The organism is Mesorhizobium sp. MC2-1-1 (assembly GCF_057597255.1).
Genome location: NZ_CP195205.1, coordinates 3,498,279 through 3,515,048, shown reverse-complemented (window position 1 = coordinate 3,515,048; position 16,770 = coordinate 3,498,279). Strand labels below are relative to the sequence as shown.

Annotated in this window: 18 protein-coding genes; all 18 read right to left on the bottom strand. The window is 63.0% G+C overall.

The window, feature by feature from the left end; genetic code table 11:
• Nucleotides 1-426: 426 nt before the first annotated feature.
• Complete coding sequence (locus ACR64R_RS17385; RefSeq protein ID WP_487357565.1) at nucleotides 427-825, bottom strand: DUF1801 domain-containing protein; 399 nt, start codon at nucleotides 823-825, stop codon at nucleotides 427-429.
• A gap of 78 nt (nucleotides 826-903) precedes the next feature.
• Nucleotides 904-1,353, bottom strand: coding sequence for a DUF1801 domain-containing protein (locus ACR64R_RS17380; protein WP_487357564.1), 450 nt, complete (start codon nucleotides 1,351-1,353; stop codon nucleotides 904-906).
• The gene (locus ACR64R_RS17375; protein ID WP_487357563.1) at nucleotides 1,353-1,586 is read right to left on the bottom strand and encodes a hypothetical protein; all 234 of its coding nucleotides are present in this window, start codon (nucleotides 1,584-1,586) and stop codon (nucleotides 1,353-1,355) included. Before ACR64R_RS17375 ends, ACR64R_RS17380 begins: the two co-directional genes overlap by 1 nt.
• A 39-nt stretch (nucleotides 1,587-1,625) precedes the next feature.
• Nucleotides 1,626-2,018 carry a VOC family protein gene (locus ACR64R_RS17370; protein ID WP_487357562.1) on the bottom strand — a complete coding sequence of 131 codons (393 nt, stop codon included), beginning with the start codon at nucleotides 2,016-2,018 and terminating at the stop codon, nucleotides 1,626-1,628.
• Nucleotides 2,019-2,100: 82 nt separating this feature from the next.
• Nucleotides 2,101-2,511, bottom strand: a complete 411-nt coding sequence (locus tag ACR64R_RS17365) for an SRPBCC family protein (RefSeq protein ID WP_487357561.1) — start codon at nucleotides 2,509-2,511, stop codon at nucleotides 2,101-2,103.
• A complete protein-coding gene (locus ACR64R_RS17360) occupies nucleotides 2,508-2,831 on the bottom strand; it encodes an ArsR/SmtB family transcription factor (protein ID WP_487357560.1) in 324 nt (107 codons plus the stop codon). Before ACR64R_RS17360 ends, ACR64R_RS17365 begins: the two co-directional genes overlap by 4 nt.
• A gap of 102 nt (nucleotides 2,832-2,933) precedes the next feature.
• Nucleotides 2,934-3,401, bottom strand: a complete 468-nt coding sequence (locus tag ACR64R_RS17355; RefSeq protein ID WP_487362469.1) for an NUDIX hydrolase — start codon at nucleotides 3,399-3,401, stop codon at nucleotides 2,934-2,936.
• A gap of 145 nt (nucleotides 3,402-3,546) precedes the next feature.
• Nucleotides 3,547-4,065 carry a hypothetical protein gene (locus ACR64R_RS17350; RefSeq protein ID WP_487357559.1) on the bottom strand — a complete coding sequence of 173 codons (519 nt, stop codon included), beginning with the start codon at nucleotides 4,063-4,065 and terminating at the stop codon, nucleotides 3,547-3,549.
• 154 nt (nucleotides 4,066-4,219) lie between these two features.
• Entirely contained in the window at nucleotides 4,220-4,921 is a 702-nt protein-coding gene (locus ACR64R_RS17345) for a response regulator transcription factor (protein WP_487357558.1), read from the bottom strand.
• A complete protein-coding gene (locus ACR64R_RS17340) occupies nucleotides 4,918-7,641 on the bottom strand; it encodes a DUF4118 domain-containing protein (protein WP_487357557.1) in 2,724 nt (907 codons plus the stop codon). Before ACR64R_RS17340 ends, ACR64R_RS17345 begins: the two co-directional genes overlap by 4 nt.
• A 52-nt stretch (nucleotides 7,642-7,693) precedes the next feature.
• Nucleotides 7,694-8,260: a potassium-transporting ATPase subunit KdpC gene (kdpC, locus tag ACR64R_RS17335; RefSeq protein WP_487357556.1), complete on the bottom strand. Its 567-nt coding sequence runs from the start codon at nucleotides 8,258-8,260 to the stop codon at nucleotides 7,694-7,696.
• A gap of 12 nt (nucleotides 8,261-8,272) precedes the next feature.
• Entirely contained in the window at nucleotides 8,273-10,366 is a 2,094-nt protein-coding gene (gene kdpB, locus ACR64R_RS17330) for a potassium-transporting ATPase subunit KdpB (protein WP_487357555.1), read from the bottom strand.
• A complete protein-coding gene (locus ACR64R_RS17325) occupies nucleotides 10,363-10,617 on the bottom strand; it encodes a hypothetical protein (RefSeq protein ID WP_487357554.1) in 255 nt (84 codons plus the stop codon). The genes kdpB and ACR64R_RS17325 overlap by 4 nt, the downstream gene beginning before the upstream one ends.
• Nucleotides 10,601-12,304, bottom strand: coding sequence for a potassium-transporting ATPase subunit KdpA (kdpA, locus tag ACR64R_RS17320; protein ID WP_487357553.1), 1,704 nt, complete (start codon nucleotides 12,302-12,304; stop codon nucleotides 10,601-10,603). The genes ACR64R_RS17325 and kdpA overlap by 17 nt, the downstream gene beginning before the upstream one ends.
• Nucleotides 12,305-12,338: 34 nt before the next feature.
• The gene (locus tag ACR64R_RS17315) at nucleotides 12,339-12,428 is read right to left on the bottom strand and encodes a K(+)-transporting ATPase subunit F (RefSeq protein ID WP_112096557.1); all 90 of its coding nucleotides are present in this window, start codon (nucleotides 12,426-12,428) and stop codon (nucleotides 12,339-12,341) included.
• A 454-nt stretch (nucleotides 12,429-12,882) separates the two neighbouring features.
• Nucleotides 12,883-14,319, bottom strand: coding sequence for an amidase (locus ACR64R_RS17310; protein WP_487357552.1), 1,437 nt, complete (start codon nucleotides 14,317-14,319; stop codon nucleotides 12,883-12,885).
• A 112-nt stretch (nucleotides 14,320-14,431) separates the two neighbouring features.
• Entirely contained in the window at nucleotides 14,432-15,523 is a 1,092-nt protein-coding gene (locus tag ACR64R_RS17305) for a Gfo/Idh/MocA family protein (RefSeq protein WP_487357551.1), read from the bottom strand.
• A gap of 72 nt (nucleotides 15,524-15,595) precedes the next feature.
• Complete coding sequence (locus ACR64R_RS17300) at nucleotides 15,596-16,768, bottom strand: ABC transporter substrate-binding protein (RefSeq protein ID WP_487357550.1); 1,173 nt, start codon at nucleotides 16,766-16,768, stop codon at nucleotides 15,596-15,598.
• Nucleotides 16,769-16,770: the final 2 nt, after the last annotated feature.

The window sequence follows — 16,770 nt, the reverse complement described above, 5'->3', positions numbered from 1 at the left end:
GCTCTGTGCGGCCCCCTCGGTGTCTGTCCGGCTGGCTCATCCGCCAGTTGAGACGATGTTCTTCCACGGATGTCGTCGAATCATCGGCGACAATAACGAGATAATGCGCCGAGCTTAACAGGCCATAAATTTGTTCAATGGTTGTTTTACGATCTATTGGGTCGCGACAGCCAGAGGCTCAAGTATAGATATTTGCCCAAATGCTCCGATTTCTTTACAAATCAACCGCTTCAATTCCCAGTTAATTTATGAATATCCTTTGGAATTATTAAAATAAAAGGTCCATTACATGAATGAAATTAGAATAAAATACTAACGTCGCCTGAATCGGTTTGAGCGCACCTTGCGTTTGTATACTTCCTTTTCCCGGCAATTTCGACCGGAAAACCGCCTTGTCTTTTCCGGCATTGCTTCAGTAGGCGTCTCTCAGCCTTTGGTCCTGGATCTGTTGAGGGCTACCGCCTCGCGGACGAGCGCCTTCAGCGCGCCTTCGTCAACCTTGTCGCCCTGCTTAAAATCAATAGCGCGCCGGGTATTGCCTTCGAGGCTGGAGTTGAAGAGATTCGACGGATCGGGCAGAGCCGCGCCTTTTGCAAAGGTCAACTTGACCACGGCCTTGTAGGTCTCGCCGGTGCAGATGATGCCCCTATCCTCCCAGACCGGCACGCCGCGCCATTTCCACGTCTCGACAGCGTCTGGCGCGGCCTCCCTGATGAGGGCGCGGAGCCGGGCAAGCGTCTCGCCGCGCCAGTCGCCCAGTTCCTTGATCCGTCCGTCAATCAGCTCGGACGGAGTCTTGCCGTCCTGCGCGCTGTTTTCTTGCATGTCCGCTTCTCCTCAAAGGCTGGATAAGAGATTGCCACCCGTGGCCTTTCAAGGGACGGCGGCTGATTCTTCGTGCCCTTACATCCGTTCGCCAGGCAATCGGCTCGCCTGCTTCACCCAGGAAACGAACTGTCTCTCGTCGAGCAGGTCGTCCTCATGGATGTGGAAATAGCGCGTGTCCTTGCTCTTGGATTCGATGGGCGGCACCGGATCCAGCGACATGCCGCGGAAGAAAGCCACCTTGATGTATCTGGCGAAACAGTGGATGCCGAGGAACCAGCCATCATCTTCGCTTCCATAGAATGGAGAGTTCCATTTGACGGCCTTTCGCACGCCGGGAACGGCCTCCGCGATAAGCCGGTCGAGCCGGCGCCCGACCTCGCTCTTCCAGCCCGGCATCGCCGCTATATAGGCCTGCACCGGGGCGTCTCCAGAGCCCTTGGCGATCTGCGGGTTGCCGCCCGAAAGCAGGACGGTTCTTTCTTTCGTCCGGCTGGCGGCGTCCTTTGTTGGTTTCGCCTCCGTCATCAGATCGGCCCTGTGCGCTCACGTGCCGGGTTGCCCCGCCATCCGGCGGCGTGGGGCAGCACGAACATGTAGAGGCCGCTGAACAGCAGCAGGAAAAGCGGGATCAACGGCGAATAGACGATCCAGGGGGGCGGCGGGCCCATGGCCATGGCGGCGAAATTGCCAATGACTGTGATGGTGAAGATGATCGACAGCCAGCGGTGAAGCTGGCGAATCCACTTGCTCCAGTCCAATCTAACCTCCCTAGCAAATGACAAGCGGATGGAAGGCGCCTACCAGCGCGCCAGCTGCGAAAGCTGGATGAGATTGCCGCAGGTGTCGTTGATCTGCGCGATGGTCGCGCCGGTCACCGCGGTCGGCGCCATGGCGAAACTACCGCCATTGGCCTTGATACGCTCATGGTCGCTCTCGATGTCGTCGCTGAACAGCATCAGTGCCGGCTGACCCTGCTTGAAGATCGCCTGCTGATATGTCTTTGCCGCCGGGTTGTCGTTGAGCACCAACTGCAGTTCGGCGCCGTCCAGATCGTCGGGCGAGGCGACCGTCAGCCAGCGAAATGGTCCATTGGTGAAGTCGGCCTTCCTGGTGAATCCCAGAACATGGGTATAGAAACCAAGAGCTTTTTCCTGATCGTCGACATAGATGCTTGTCAGCTTGATCTTCATGGTCGTTTCTCCATGCTTACGCCCGCGGTTTGCTCCCCAAACAGCGTGTGGCTCCGAGCAGTCCTGATGTTGGCCGCGATGTTCAGTCGAGCCGGGAAAGGACTTCCTCCAAGGTCGCCAGGTATCTCTTCCAGCCGACAGTGGCGCCGCGATAGTACGGCTCCTGATCGGTGCGGAAGCCCACCTGTTCCATGCGCAGACGCGTGCCCGTATTCGTCGGGATGAGCGTCCAGGTGACGACGCTCTCCAGGTCCTTGGTGTCCCAGGTGTAGGACAGTGTCCTGTTCGGCTCTACGGTCCGCACCCGGCAGGCGACGCCACCCCACTCCGCGCTCATGTCGAAGCGATGGTCCACGACCGGCTTGAAGTCGTTCTTCATCAGCCATTCCGCAATGAGATGCGGCTGGGTGAGGGCGCGCCAGATCCTTTCCGGCGCAAAAGGTATCTCGCGCTCGACAATGACGGAGCGCGTTCCAGCCGGCACTTCATTCATTGATCCATCCTTTTGAGCAGAACCTCCAGGTCGTCGAACCGGCTTTCCCAGAACCCCGCCATGTCGCGCGTCCAGTCCACGAGCGGCGCAAGCGCCTTGAGCTGCGCGCTGTAGTGGGTCTGGCGTCCTTCATGGCGGTCGCGCACCAATCCCGCTTCCTTGAGGACGCCCAGATGCTTCGACACTGCCGGCTGCGACACGCCTGCCTGCGCGGTGAGGGCTCCGACCGTCTGCTCGCCCTGGCGGCAGAGACGCTCGAAGATGGCTCGTCTTGTCGGATCGGCAAGCGTCCTGAAGATCATATCGTGGGTGGTCGCCATTTTCGATCAATAACCCGTTGGCTATTAATTGACGTATAACTGCCGGGATATGTGTGAGTCAAGCGGCGAGTGCACGGCCTTCCCGACCGAACAGATGTATGATTATGCCGGATCGGCTGCCGGAATGATCAAATCCCTAAGCAGCGTCGAAAGCTCCGGCTCGTCGATGAGCAACGCGGCGTCTTCCGCGGGCAGCCATGCGCGTTGCCGATTCGCAGCCTCGCGCCAATCGGCAAGTTCCTCGGTGACCTCGAGCAGGTACACCACGACGTCCACGCGAACGAAGCCATTGGCCATGCGCTTCCAATAGGAATAGGTGCCGGCGGGCTGCTTCAGCGTCTTGCCGAGAACGCCTGCCTCTTCCTGAGCTTCGATCGTTGCCGCCTTGCGTCCGCTCTTGCCTTTCATCGGCCAGCCTTTGGGCACGATGAAGCGCCGCGTGGTGCGCGAGGTGACCAGCAACACTTCAAGGCTACCGTCTTCTCGCAACCGATACGGAATGGCCGCCACCTGACGGATCCGTTGGCCTTTCTTGGCTTTGCGAACTGCCTTCTTCTTGGTTGTTGCCATCCCAAATTCCAGTGAGAGCAGAATCCAGCCCATCGCTATCGGCGTATAGGCAGCCTGTCTCCCTGCAAACCCCAGAACCGCCTCGCTTGCAACCCGCCATTTTGCCGGCAAGTAAGTCGGCTAATAACCTGAAAGAAACGGGATGTCAGCGGCAAACACGGGAGATCGTGTTGCCGATCGCTTCCATTCGACATCTCTGGTCGTATACCGGCACATCGGGTTGCGGCTTGGGAGCGGTCTGCCGGTCGAGCTCGCGATATAATTGCTGCTGCTGCTGGTATTGCTGCCGCTGCAATTGGTTCTGCAACTGCTGCAACTGGTCCTGCTGCACCAATGCGTTGCGGTTCGTCGGGATGACGACCTGAGCATAAGACGGAGCGGCCTGGCAAATCGTGGCCGCCAGCACGCTGCCTGCAAGGAAAGCCTGAGTGTGACGAAGCATCCGCGCCGCTCCCATACGAAAAACCATGCGCTTCATATAGTGCGGCCGGCCCCCCAACGCCATGGACAGCTGCCGGACGCGATGCGGCTCTCTCAAGCCGTGCCGCCTGGTGCCGCTGAGATTCGCCGACACCACGTCGCTCGTGCAGAACGGCACCACGCTGAAGATCGACGCCACGGCGGCGGATTCCATGCGCGCGCGCTCATTCAGCATCTCGCTCAACGGTTTTCGAAGCGCGCTCGCGCGGACGGCGGATCTGTCACCGGATGACCGGTGGATGAGGGCAGTTGTTCGGGGGAGATCGGCGAGAACCGGTCGCCATTTCGTTCACGCAATTCCGGACGGAAGACCGCTACACACTTTTTCTGGAGTTGCGTTATTCGTTTGCGTCGACCTCGCGCAGGCGGTAGCCGACGCCGGTTTCGGTGATGATGTAGCGCGGCTGGTCCGGTGTCTTCTCGATCTTCTGCCGCAACTGCCGGACATAGACCCTTAGATACTGGACGTCTGTGGAGTCGTTCCAGATCTGCTTCATCAGGAACTGGTGGGTGAGCACCTTGCCGGCATATTGAACGAGCGTGCGCAGAATGTCGTATTCCTTGGGCGAAAGCTTTACTTCCTTGCCCTCCACCTTGACGATGCGCTTCACCAGGTCGACGGAAAGATCACCGGTATGGAAGACCGGCTTCTCGCCCTGCTGCTGGAATTTGTGGCGCAGAGCCACGCGGATGCGGGCGACCAGTTCATTCATGCCAAAGGGCTTTGTCACATAGTCGTCGGCACCGAGCTCGAGCGCCGAGACTATACCGGCCTCGTCGGTGCGGCTGGAAAGGATGACGACCGGAATGTCGAGGCCGTCGCTGCGCCATTTGCCAAGCAGTTCGAGGCCGGTCATGCCGGGCAGGCCGAGGTCGAGCAGGATGAGGTCGGGCCGTTCGGTCTGCAAGAGTTCGATCGCCACCTTGGCGTTCGGCGCCTCGGAGACGGCATAGCCTTGGCTGGCGAGGCCTACGCGCAGCAATTTGCGAATTGGCGGTTCGTCGTCGACGACCAGGATGGAAACGGTCTGATTTGTCATGCCGCATCACCCGTAAGGGGGGCGCCCAGCTCTGGCAACTCAGCCGGCACCGGCATGCGGATGGTGAAGATCGCGCCGGTCCGGTCGGTGCGGTTGGTGGCCGAGATCGTTCCTCCCATCGCCTCGATGAAGCCGCGGCTGATCGACAGGCCGAGACCGGTGCCGGCGCGCACCTGGTCGCGCTTGCGCACGCGGTAGAAGGTGTCGAATACCCGCTCCAGGTCGTCGGGCGGGATGCCCGGTCCCTCATCCATCACCTGGAGGATGACGGCGCCGTTGTCGACCCAGGCCTGCAGCCGGATGATCGAGCCGGGCGAAGCATATTTGGCCGCATTGTCGAGAAGGTTGAACAGCGCCTGTTCGAAGAGCACCGGATCGAGCCGCAACATCGGCAGGTCAGCAGGAATATCGGTCTCGATCCTGTGCTCGGCGGTGATCTTCCTCGCCCGGTTCAGCGACGAGCCGACGACCTCGCCAAGATAATGCAGCGCGTGGTTAGGCTCCATCGCGCCCGATTCGATCCTGGTCATGTCGAGCAGATTTGCGATGAAGCGGTTCAGCCGTTCCGACTCGCCGACCACCGTCGACAAGAGTTCCGCGCGGTCCTTCTCGGGGAGCGCCGGCGCGAATTCCTTGAGCGTGCCGGCCGCCCCCATGATCGCGGCGAGCGGCGTCTTGAGGTCATGCGAGATCGAGGTGAGCAGCGCCGAGCGCAGGCGGTCCGCTTCGGCCGCCAGCCTGGCGCGGTCAACGTCGGCGACGAGCTGGACGCGCTCGATGGCGACGGCGGCCTGGTCGGCCAATGCGTCGAGCAGGCGCTGCTGCTCGGGCGTGAGCAGCGGCCCCTGCTTGTCATTATCGAGGCCGACCACCCCGATCGCGGTCCGCCCTGTTCGCAGGGGGAGATAGAGACGCTTGGCGCCAGGCAAGGTGTCGGCGCCGCGGCCGGCGGCGCGGTTATGCTCCCAGGCCCAGCGGGCGGCAGCGATATCGGCCTCGGCCAAGGTGTCGTCCGGCGGATAGCCGGCCTTGACGGCGATAGTGCCGTTTTCCGGCAAAAGCAGCACGACGCGGACTTTCAGCATCGACGCGATCTGGAAGGCCGTGGCCCACAGAACATCGTCGAGCGTGCCGGCGCCGGCAAGCTTCTTGGAAAAGGAATAGATGTCCTCGGTGGCGCGAGCCCGCGAGCGCGCTGCGACGGCCTGGCGCTGCACGCGCGCCGTAAGATTGCTGGCGATCACGGCAACGACGAGGAATACCGCGAAGGCAACGATGCTTTCCGGATCCCGGATCGTCAGCGTGTAGCGCGGCTCGAGGAAAAAGAAGTTGAAGGCCAGTGCGCTCAGGAAACAGGCATAGAGCGCCGGCCAGAGCCCGAACGTCACGGCCGCGGTCAGGACGGCAAGAAGCAGGACACTGGCGAGATTGCGGACGTCGAGGAACTGGTCGAGTATGGAGCTGACGGCCAGTGCGCCTGCGACATAGGCCGTCGAGAACAGATAGGGCCAGATCTGGAACGGCTTCTGCTCGGGCGCGGCTTTCACCCGCGCGGGCGGCGCGTCGGCATCGCGCTCGGCGCCCGAAATGACATGGACGCTGATGTCGCCGGCGTTACGGATCAAATCGTGGGTGAGCGAACCCTCAATCAGCTCGCGCCAGCGCGACCGGGTCGGCCTGCCGATGACGATATGGGTGAAGTTGTTCGCCGTCGCGTGGCGCACGATGTCCTGGGCGACGTTCTGGCCGGGAATGGTGGCGATCTCGGCGCCGAGCTGTTCGGCGAGGCGCAGGTTCCTGGCCAAGCGGTCCTTGTCCTCCTCCGACAGGCCGGCGAGTCGTGGCGTGTCGACATGCAGCGCCGTCCAGGGCGCGCGCAGCCGGTCGGCCAGTCTGCGCGCATAGCGTATGCGGGCCGCTCCGCCAGGCTGCGAGTCGACGCAGACGAGGACCCGCTCGCCGGCCGCCCATGGACCGGGAATGGCGTGCGACTGCATGTGGCTCAGCAACTGCTCGTCGACGCGCTGGGCGGTGCGGCGCAGGGCCAGCTCGCGCAGCGCGGTCAGATTGCCCGGCGAAAAATAGTTCTCGATCGCGCGCTGGGCGGTTTGAGGGAAATAGACCTTGCCTTCGTGCAGCCGCTTGATCAGGTCGTCGGGCGTCAGGTCTATGACCTCGATGTCGTCCGCCTCGTCGATGATGGAATCGGGAACCGTCTCGCGCACCCTGACGCGCGTGATCTGGGCCACGACGTCGTTCAGGCTTTCGACATGCTGGATGTTGAGCGTGGTGTAGACGTCGATGCCCTGGGCCAGGATCTCCTGCACATCCAGATAACGCTTGGGGTGCCGGCTGCCCGGCGCGTTGGTGTGCGCGAGCTCATCGACCAGGACGAGGGCGGGGCGCCGCTTAAGGATGGCGTCGATGTCCATCTCGTCCAAAGTCTGGCCGCGATAGTCGACCAAACGGCGAGGGATCACCTCATAGCCATCGACCAGGGCCTGGGTTTCCTTGCGGCCGTGCGTCTCGACGATGCCGATCACGACATCGATGCCGTCGGCGCGACGGGCGCGGCCCGCCATCAGCATCTCGTAGGTCTTGCCGACGCCAGGCGCCGCGCCGAGAAATATGCGCAGGCGGCCGCGGCCCTCGCGCGCGGCATGCTGGAGGAGCGCGTCGGGGGAGGGTCGGTGCTCCGGGTCGGTCCTGTCGTCCGGCATCGGGTCCAATCATGAATTGCGCCGCAGATCGTGTCGATCCCCCGCGCGTCGGCTACTTCAGTTCATCCAGCGCCAGGTTCAGCGCCAGCACGTTGACCAGCGGCTCGCCCAATACGCCAAATTCGCGATCCTGGACATGGCTGTCGACCAGCGCCTTCACCCTGGCTTCGCCCAGGCCGCGAGCCTTGGCAACCCGTGGCACCTGGAAATAGGCCGCCTCGGGGCTGATGTCCGGGTCGAGGCCGCTGCCGGAAGTCGTGACAAGATCCATCGGCACCGGCGTGTTCGAGTTCTCCGCCTTCAGCTTAGCGGCGTCGTTCTTGATGCGCTCGATCAGTTTGGCATTGGTCGGCCCAAGGTTCGAACCGCCGGAGGAAGCTGCGTCGTAGCCGTTGTTTCCGGCGGCAGACGGCCTCCCGCGAAAATAGCGGTCGCTGACGAAAGCCTGGCCGATCAGCCTGGAGCCGATCACCTTTCCATCCTTGTCGATCAGGCTGCCGTTGGCCTGGTTCGGAAACAGCGCCTGGGCAATGCCAGTCATGCCGATCGGATAGATGAGACCGGTCAGCACGGTGAAGAAGACGATCATGACAAGAGCGGGCCTGAGTTGCTTGAACATCGGGATAAATCCTTATGCGAGGCCGAGGGCCGTGACGATCAGGTCGATCGCCTTGATGCCGACAAAGGGCACGACGATGCCGCCGAGGCCATAGATCAGCAGGTTGCGGCTGAGCAGCGCGCCGGCGCCGATGGCACGATATTTCACGCCTTTCAACGACAGCGGGATCAGCGCGATGATGATCAGCGCATTGAAGATGATGGCTGACAGGATGGCGCTCTGCGGCGTCGCCAGATGCATGATGTTGAGCGCCTGCAGCGGTCCGGTGGACTGGCCGGGCGCGACATAGAAGACAGCGAACATCGCCGGGATGATGGCGAAGTACTTGGCCACATCGTTGGCGATCGAGAAGGTCGTCAGCGAGCCGCGCGTCATGAGGAGCGCCTTGCCGATCTCGACGATCTCGATCAGCTTGGTGGGGTCAGAGTCCAGATCCACCATGTTGCCTGCTTCACGCGCGGCCACGGTGCCGGTGTTCATGGCGACGCCGACATCGGCCTGGGCGAGTGCGGGCGCGTCGTTGGTGCCGTCGCCGCACATTGCGACAAGCTTGCCCTTGGCCTGCTCCTCACGGATCAGCGACAGCTTGTTCTCGGGCGTCGCCTGGGCAAGGAAATCGTCGACGCCGGCTTCGGCGGCAATTGCCGCCGCGGTGAGCGGATTGTCGCCGGTGATCATTACCGTGCGGATGCCCATCTTGCGCAGTTCCGCGAAACGTTCAGCTATGCCGCCCTTGACGATGTCCTTGAGGTGGACGACGCCGAGCAGGCGGCTATCGCGCTCGACAGCCAGCGGCGTGCCGCCGGCCTTGGCGATCTCGTCGGCGACTGCCTGGAGATCGCGGATGGTGTCGCTTGCCGGACGCGTGCCGTGGGCTGCGACGTTCGCCTGGTTGACATGATTGAGCACCGCATCGACGGCGCCCTTGCGGACCGACGAACCGTCGATGTCGACGCCGCTCATGCGGGTCTGCGCGGTGAAGGGCACGAAGGTCGCGTGCAAGGTTGCCATGTCGCGGGCTCGGATGCCGTATTTCTCCTTGGCCAGCACGACAATCGAGCGGCCTTCCGGCGTCTCGTCGGCAAGCGACGCGAGTTGGGCCGCATCGGCCAGTTCCTGCTCGGTCACGCCCTTGACCGGGCGAAACTCGGTCGCCTGGCGGTTGCCGAGCGTGATGGTGCCGGTCTTGTCCAGCAGCAGCGTGTCGACGTCGCCGGCGGCCTCGACGGCGCGGCCGGACATGGCGAGAACGTTGAAGCGCACCAGGCGGTCCATGCCGGCGATACCGATAGCCGACAACAGCGCGCCGATCGTGGTCGGGATCAGCGTGACGAACAGGGCGACGAGGATCGTCACCGAAATATAGCCGCCCGAATAGGAGGCGAAGCTCGGAATGGTCGCTGTCGCCAGCACGAAGATCAGCGTCATGCCGACCAGCAGGATGTTGAGCGCGATCTCATTCGGGGTCTTCTGGCGTTCCGCGCCTTCGACCAGCGAGATCATGCGATCGAGGAAGGTGTGGCCGGAGGCGGCGCTGATGCGCACGCGGATCCAGTCGGACAGCACCTGGGTGCCGCCTGTGACGGCCGAGCGGTCGCCACCCGATTCGCGGATGACCGGCGCGGATTCGCCGGTGATCGCCGCTTCGTTGACGGACGCCACGCCCTCGATCACCTCGCCATCCGACGGGATGATGTCGCCGGCCTCGACCAGCACGACATCGCCGACCTTCAGGCTGGTGCCGGGGACCAGCTTGAACTTCGAGCGGTCGCCGTTGGCGAGCAGCTTGGCCTGGGTCTCGGTGCGCGCCTTGCGCAGCGAGTCGGCCTGCGCCTTGCCGCGGCCTTCGGCCACGGCTTCGGCGAAATTGGCGAAAAGCACCGTGAACCACAGCCAGATGATGATCTGCAGGGTAAAGCCGAGATCGCCACCGCCGGTGATCAGGTCGCGGACGAACAGCACGGTGGTGAGCAGCGACACCACGGCGACGACGAACATCACCGGGTTCTTGACCAGCGTGCGCGGATCAAGCTTGCGGAAGGCGCCGCCAATGGCGGGCAGCAGGATACGGGCATCCATAATGCTCGCGGATTTGGACTGGCTCATTTTTGGGCTCCGGTATCGGTTATGTTGGACGGCGCCGGGTGCTCGGTCTTCGGGAACTGACGGGGAAGGCCGGAGGCCAGCAGCCACAGCAAGAACAGCACGGCTGCCATGCCGAGAAAGGTTGAAAGCGTCGGGAAAGGACGAGGCTCCTCGTCCCTTCCGTTGTCGGGCGCTCCGCCACCGGATTGGTGACGATCGTGCCAGCGTATGTCGTTGAAGCGGAGCATGGTCGTCTCAGAAGGTCTGACCATGGATCATCGCCAGATGTTCGACGATCGGGCCGATCGCGAGAGCCGGGAAGAAGGTAAGGCCGACGACGATCAGGATGACACCGACGAGCAGGCCGACGAACAGTGGGCCGTCGGTCGGGAAGGTGCCGGCGGAAGCCGGGACCGTCTTCTTCGCCGCCAGCGAGCCGGCGATGGCAAGCGCTGGGATGATGACGAAGAAGCGACCCACCCACATCGTGATGCCAAGCGTCAGGTTGTACCAGGGCGTGTTGCCGCTCAGGCCGCCAAAGGCCGAGCCGTTGTTCGCGGCCGCCGAGGTGTAAGCATAGAGAACCTCGGAGAAGCCGTGCGGTCCGCCATTGGCCATGGAAGCCACCGCGCTCGGCAGCACGACCGCGATGGCCGTGAAGGTCAGCATGACCAGCGGCAGGGCGAGGATGGCGAGCATCGCCATCTTGACCTCCTTGGCCTCGATCTTCTTGCCGAGATATTCGGGCGTGCGGCCGACCATCAGGCCGGCAACGAAGACAGCGATGACGATGAACATCAGGATGCCGTAGAAACCGGCGCCGACGCCGCCGACGATAACCTCGCCGAGCTGCATGTTGATAATCGGGATCAGGCCGCCAAGGGCGGTGAAGGAGTCATGCATGGCGTTGACGGCGCCGCAGGAGGCGGCCGTGGTGATGACCGCGAACAGCGCCGACGCGGCGATGCCGAAACGGGTTTCCTTGCCCTCCATGTTGCCGCCGTCGATGCCGAGCGCGTGCACCAGCGGATTGCCCGCGGCTTCGGCCCAGTAGCAGATGGCGACACCGGCGACGAACAGCACGCCCATCGAGGCGAGGATCGCCCAGCCCTGGCGCTGATTGCCGACCATGCGGCCGAAGACGTTGGTGAGCGCTGCACCGAGCGCGAAGATGGTCACCATCTGGATCAGGTTGGAGATCGCGTCGGGATTCTCGAAGGGATGCGCGGCATTGGCGTTGAAGAAGCCGCCGCCATTGGTGCCGAGCATCTTGATGGCGATCTGCGAGGCGACGGGCCCAAGCGCGATGGTCTGCTTGGCGCCTTCAAGAGTAGTGACGTCGACATAGGCCCCAAGCGTCTGCGGCATGCCGAGCCACACATAGACCAGCGTCAGCACGATGCACATCGGCAGTAGCAGGTAGAGCGTGCAGCGGGTGATATCGACCCAGAAATTGCCGATCGACTTGCCGGAAGCGCGGGCGAAGCCGCGGATCAACGCGACAGCGATGGCGATGCCGACCGCGGCGGACATGAAGTTCTGGACGGTCAGGGCGGCCATCTGCACGAGATAGGACATCGTGCTCTCGCCGCCGTAATTCTGCCAGTTGGTGTTGGTGGTGAAGGAGACGGCGGTGTTGAAGGCAAGACCCTGCTCCACAGCCGACATCCCGGCCGGATTATAGGGCAGCACGCCTTGCAGCCGCTGCAGGAAATAGACCGCGAGGAAGCTGGCCAGGCTGAAGAACATGATGCCGGCCGCGTAGGCGGTCCAGTGCTGCTCCTCGTTCTCTCTGGTTCCCGATACGCGGTAGAGGGCCCGCTCGACCGGGCCGAGGATCGGAGAGAGGAAGGTGCGATCGCCGCTGAAGACGCGGTACATGTAGCCACCGAGCGGCTTCACGAGCAAAAGTACGATCACGCAATAGAGAAGGATCTGTATCCATCCATTGATTGTCATGGGAGTAGCTTTCCGTGCCGGGCGCCAGTTGCGATCAGAAACGTTCTGGGCGGATGAGGGCGTAGGTCAGGTAGACGAGCAGGAACAATGTCACCGCGCCGCCGAGAAAATAGTCTAGAAGCATGGCTCTTCCCTTTCGTTTAGATTCTGTCGCAGACTTTGATGTACGCCAGGGACAGGGCGAAGAGTAAAATCCCGATCCCGAGAACTATGATGTCCATTGGAGGTGTTCCTTGTTTTCCACTTGTGTCCACGACCCGCTTCGGCGGGCGGAAAACTGCACGCTGACGCCCGTCACCTTGGCGGTGACGCGTTCACAGCGTTTCTTCGAATGGAAATATGGACCCGATCGCCATAAAGGTTCGAGACGGGAGGGATGGGAAAGATATAGGAATTTTATAGGAGTTTTAGTGCGCCGGCAGGTGGTGTGTTCGTTATGCCGTATGCTGCACTGTCGAAGGGAATCCTGCTTTGACCATTGCTGACGCTGCTAAGGCACGCCGCTCGCACCGAGCGACGCAGGAACGACTCAGTCGACGCCAGTTGCGAACTAGCGAGCTCATATCTGACCCCGATCGCTACAGCGCCGGCCGCCGATCTTTCCATGGCATGGCGTCTTCCAGTTGCGATGAGAGAGCGAGCACAGTCGCCTCGTCGCCGTAACGGCCGACCAGCTGCACGCCGATCGGCACGCCGCCGGCCGACTGGCCGAGCGGCAGCGAGATCGCCGGCAGGCCGGAGATGTTGAAGGGGAAGTTGAAGACCGCGTCGCCCCATTTGGCGTTGTAGCGGTCGAGGTCAGTCTCCGACATGTCGTAAAAGCCGAGCGGGCGCGGCAGCCGCGTCAGCGTAGGTGTGATGAAGATGTCATAGGGGTCGAGGTCGCCGACGATGCCGCGGCCGATAAGCCTCAACTGCTCGACATCGGAAACATGCTTGATGCCGCCGGTCGCGCGGCCACGCTCGATGATGGCCCAGGTCACCGGCTCGACATCGTTCGGCGTGACGGGGCGGCCGACCAGCGTTTCGAGAAAGCCGAATGTCGCGGCCGTCTGCACGTTGGTCATGTCGGTATAGGTCTTCCAGGCGGCATCGGCGTCGAGCCGCATGTCGTGCTCCTCGACATCATGGCCGAGGCGTTCCAGCAGGGCGACCGTGGAGAGCACCATCGCCTTGACTTCAGGATTTATCGCGGCGCCGTTGGGCGGCGTGACGGTAAAGCCGATGCGCAGCTTCTCCGGTGTCCGTGCGGAAAGGCTGAGCCAGCTGCCTTCGGGCACCGGCGGCGTGTAGGCGTCGCCGGGAAGGGCGCCGGCCACCGCGTCGAGATAGGCGGAGGTGTCGCGCACCGTGCGCGAGCAGCAGAGGAAATAGGCGCCGCCATACCAATAGTCTCCGAAGGGGGCGAGGCTGACGCGGCCGCGCGACGGCTTCAGGCCGACGATGCCGCAGCAGGAGGCCGGCACGCGGATCGAACCGGCGCCGTCGCTGGCTTCGGCGATCGGCACCATGCCCGAGGCGATCGCGGCAGCGGCGCCGCCGCTGGAGCCGCCGGGCGTGATGCCGTCCTTCCACGGGTTCCTGGTCTTGCCGTAGAGTTTCGGCTCCGTGGTGATCGACCAGCCGTTCTCAGGCGCGTTGGATTTGCCGACGAGCACAAGGCCGGCCGCCTTGATGCGGCGCACGACCTCGCTGTCGGAATCGGCGACGAAGTCCTTCAGGTAGAAGCAGGAGTTGGTGAGGGGCGCGCCTTTCCAGGACGAGGCGAGTTCCTTGAGCAGATAGGGCACGCCGGCAAAGGGTGCGGTCTTGTCCACCGTCGCCGCCTGGCTGCGCGCCATGTCGTAGAGGCGGTGGATGACCGCGTTGAGCCGTGGGTTGAGGCGTTCGATGGTGGTGATCGCGGCCTCGACGAGCTCCGCCGGCGAAACCTCGCCGCGCTTGACAAGGCCGGCAAGCGCCAGCGCGTCGGACTGGGTGTAGGTCTTCAACAGACTGTCGGTGACGGCCGCCATTATTCCTCCCATGTCATACAAGCAGCCGGCCCCAAGGCTCGACCCCAGCGCGTCTTCATCCGGGACGTGACCTGCCGCAGGCGCCTCCTCCAGCGCCGGCACAGGCGCGACCTCAGGTCAGCTCGACGGTACGCTTTTCCGCGATGCTCTGCTCGGCCGCCAACACGATGCGCAGGCTGTTGACCGCGGCATCCATCTGCTCGGTCAAATCGAGGTCCTCGCGGATGGCGCGCAGGAAGAAGGCCTGCTCGCGATCGCAAAGCTCCTGATGGCCAGGCTCGTCCTCCATGCTGACGATCTCGTCTGGCTTGGCAAAGTTCTTGTCGCCGTCCACCTGCGCGTAGTGGATCTTCAACGCGTCGGTCTTGGTGTGGCGGTCGATGTCGGCGGAGTCGGACACTTCCTCGGCATCCTTGGCGCTACCCGCCCCCTGGCCGGCTACGATCGAAACCGCGCCCTTGGGACCGACAACGTCCTTCACGAAATAAGCGGTCTCACTCATCATCGGGCCCCAGCCCGCCTCGTACCAGCCGACGGAGCCGTCATCGAAGGTGACATGAAGGTGGCCGTAATTCTGCTTGTCGGCCTCTGCCCAGAGCTTGGCGCCGATGCCGTGCACGCGTACCGGCTTGGCGCCGGTCAGCTGGCACATGACGTCGACATAGTGCACGCCGCAGTCGACGATCGGGATCAGCGAATCGATCAGGTTCTTGTGCCAGTGCCAGGCGGTGCCGCTGCTTTGCTGGTTGAGGTTGAGGCGCATCACCAGCGGCTTGCCGAGCGTCTTGCCGACCTCGATGAATTTGATCCAGGACGGGTGGACGCGCAGGATGTAGCCCAGCACCAACTTGCGGTTCTTCGCGCGCGCCGCGGCCACCACCTTCTCGGCGTCCTCGATGTTGGTGGCGAGGGGCTTTTCCATGAAGACATGGCAGTTGGCTGCGATCGCCTTCAGCGCGTATTCGGCATGCGTGTTCGGCCAGCTGTTGATCGACACCGCGTCCGGTTTTGTCTCCTTTAGCGCAAGGTCGAAATCCTCGTAGAGCGGGTAGCCGGCAAGTTCTTTCGGGATCTTCTTGTTGCTCTTGATATTGCGGCTCATGATGCCGACGATCTCGAAGCCGTGGGAGCGGTGGTAGGCGCTGGCATGCGAAGCGCCCATATTGCCCAGACCAACCACCAGTATCCTTACCTTGTCGGCCATCCCAGCCTCCCCAATGCTTCTTGAACAATAGCGCAGGCGGCGCTGGCGCCGCCCGCGGTCAATGCGTCCGACTTATTTGACGGCCGAGTCGAACAGGTGAGCCTTGATCTTCTCGACGTCGAGCGCGGCGAAGCCTTCCGACAATTTGACGCCATCGGCGTCGGCCTTGACCTTGGCCTTGTCGAAGTCGTTGGCGGCCGGGATCAGGTCGTTGGTGCAGACGTCCTCGGCCTTAACCGGCGCGCTGATCTGGCCGATTTTGAGGATCTCGTCGAAGAAGCCCTGCCAGCTCGCCATGTCATGCGAGCCCCAGCCGCCGCGCTTGTCCATGTCGCCGCGGAAGACGTTGATCTGCTGCAGGATCGAGGTGGTGCCGAGTTCGGGGCCGAGGTTCTTGGCCAGCGTCGGGAACTGCTCGAACACGGCCTCGACGGCGGCGCGCGGGTTCTGGTAGCCGAATTCGAGGCCCATCGCCCAGCCGCGCAGGTATTTCTCCAGGAAGGCCTTCTTGTCGGAATCCTCGAGGTCGGCGGCTCGCACGACGAAGGTATTGGCCGGAAGCTTGGAATTCTGCACGCCCAGCCAGTATTCGAAGTCGAGGCCCTTGGCGATCCATTCGGCGCGCAGCCCCTCCCAGGAAAGCGCGGCGTCGCCCTGGCCGCCAGCAAGCGCGGTGCCCCATGTCGGCCAGCCGGCCTCGACATATTTCACCTTCTTGATGTCGACGCCCTGGGCGGCCAGCAGCGGATCGACGATCGCCTGCCAGGCGGCGGAGCCGAGCAGGATGGTCTTGCCCTCGAGGTCCTTCAGGTTCTTGGTGCCCTGGCCCTTGCGGAAGGCGATGCTGAAGGTGTCGCGCGCGCCCATGTGGAACACCGACTTCAGCTTCATGCCGTTCTGTATGGCGAAGGAGAAGACGCCGGGTGAGGGGAAGCCCATGTCGGCCTGGCCGACATCGACGAACTTCACCGTCGCGGTGCCGTCCGAAGGACCCGGCTGCATGTCGGTGGCGAGGTCCCCGAAATAGCCGGCCTTCTTGGCCGACCAATAAGGATAGTCGTCCAGCACCTCCAGTGTGCCGCGCGGCGAAATCCAGGTGAATTTCTCGTAGGCCGCGGCCCTCGCTTTCAGACCTGATGCGCCAAGCGCGGTGGCGGTCACGACGCCGGCCGCCGTCACCTGCAGGAAATAGCGTCGGCTGATGCCGGCCGGGGCATTGGAATGGATCGGATTCTCGGTTGTCATGG

Bases quoted from the DNA above. Each gene is read 5' to 3' on its own strand.
- ACR64R_RS17385 (WP_487357565.1), bottom strand. From the start codon at position 825: ATGCAAGAAAACAGCGCGCAGGACGGCAAGACTCCGTCCGAGCTGATT.
- ACR64R_RS17380 (WP_487357564.1), bottom strand. From the start codon at position 1,353: ATGACGGAGGCGAAACCAACAAAGGACGCCGCCAGCCGGACGAAAGAA.
- ACR64R_RS17370 (WP_487357562.1), bottom strand. From the start codon at position 2,018: ATGAAGATCAAGCTGACAAGCATCTATGTCGACGATCAGGAAAAAGCT.
- ACR64R_RS17365 (WP_487357561.1), bottom strand. From the start codon at position 2,511: ATGAATGAAGTGCCGGCTGGAACGCGCTCCGTCATTGTCGAGCGCGAG.
- ACR64R_RS17360 (WP_487357560.1), bottom strand. From the start codon at position 2,831: ATGGCGACCACCCACGATATGATCTTCAGGACGCTTGCCGATCCGACA.
- ACR64R_RS17355 (WP_487362469.1), bottom strand. From the start codon at position 3,401: ATGGCAACAACCAAGAAGAAGGCAGTTCGCAAAGCCAAGAAAGGCCAA.
- ACR64R_RS17345 (WP_487357558.1), bottom strand. From the start codon at position 4,921: ATGACAAATCAGACCGTTTCCATCCTGGTCGTCGACGACGAACCGCCA.
- ACR64R_RS17340 (WP_487357557.1), bottom strand. From the start codon at position 7,641: ATGCCGGACGACAGGACCGACCCGGAGCACCGACCCTCCCCCGACGCG.
- kdpC (WP_487357556.1), bottom strand. From the start codon at position 8,260: ATGTTCAAGCAACTCAGGCCCGCTCTTGTCATGATCGTCTTCTTCACC.
- kdpB (WP_487357555.1), bottom strand. From the start codon at position 10,366: ATGAGCCAGTCCAAATCCGCGAGCATTATGGATGCCCGTATCCTGCTG.
- ACR64R_RS17325 (WP_487357554.1), bottom strand. From the start codon at position 10,617: ATGGTCAGACCTTCTGAGACGACCATGCTCCGCTTCAACGACATACGC.
- kdpA (WP_487357553.1), bottom strand. From the start codon at position 12,304: ATGACAATCAATGGATGGATACAGATCCTTCTCTATTGCGTGATCGTA.
- ACR64R_RS17315 (WP_112096557.1), bottom strand. From the start codon at position 12,428: ATGCTTCTAGACTATTTTCTCGGCGGCGCGGTGACATTGTTCCTGCTC.
- ACR64R_RS17310 (WP_487357552.1), bottom strand. From the start codon at position 14,319: ATGGCGGCCGTCACCGACAGTCTGTTGAAGACCTACACCCAGTCCGAC.
- ACR64R_RS17305 (WP_487357551.1), bottom strand. From the start codon at position 15,523: ATGGCCGACAAGGTAAGGATACTGGTGGTTGGTCTGGGCAATATGGGC.
- ACR64R_RS17300 (WP_487357550.1), bottom strand. From the start codon at position 16,768: ATGACAACCGAGAATCCGATCCATTCCAATGCCCCGGCCGGCATCAGC.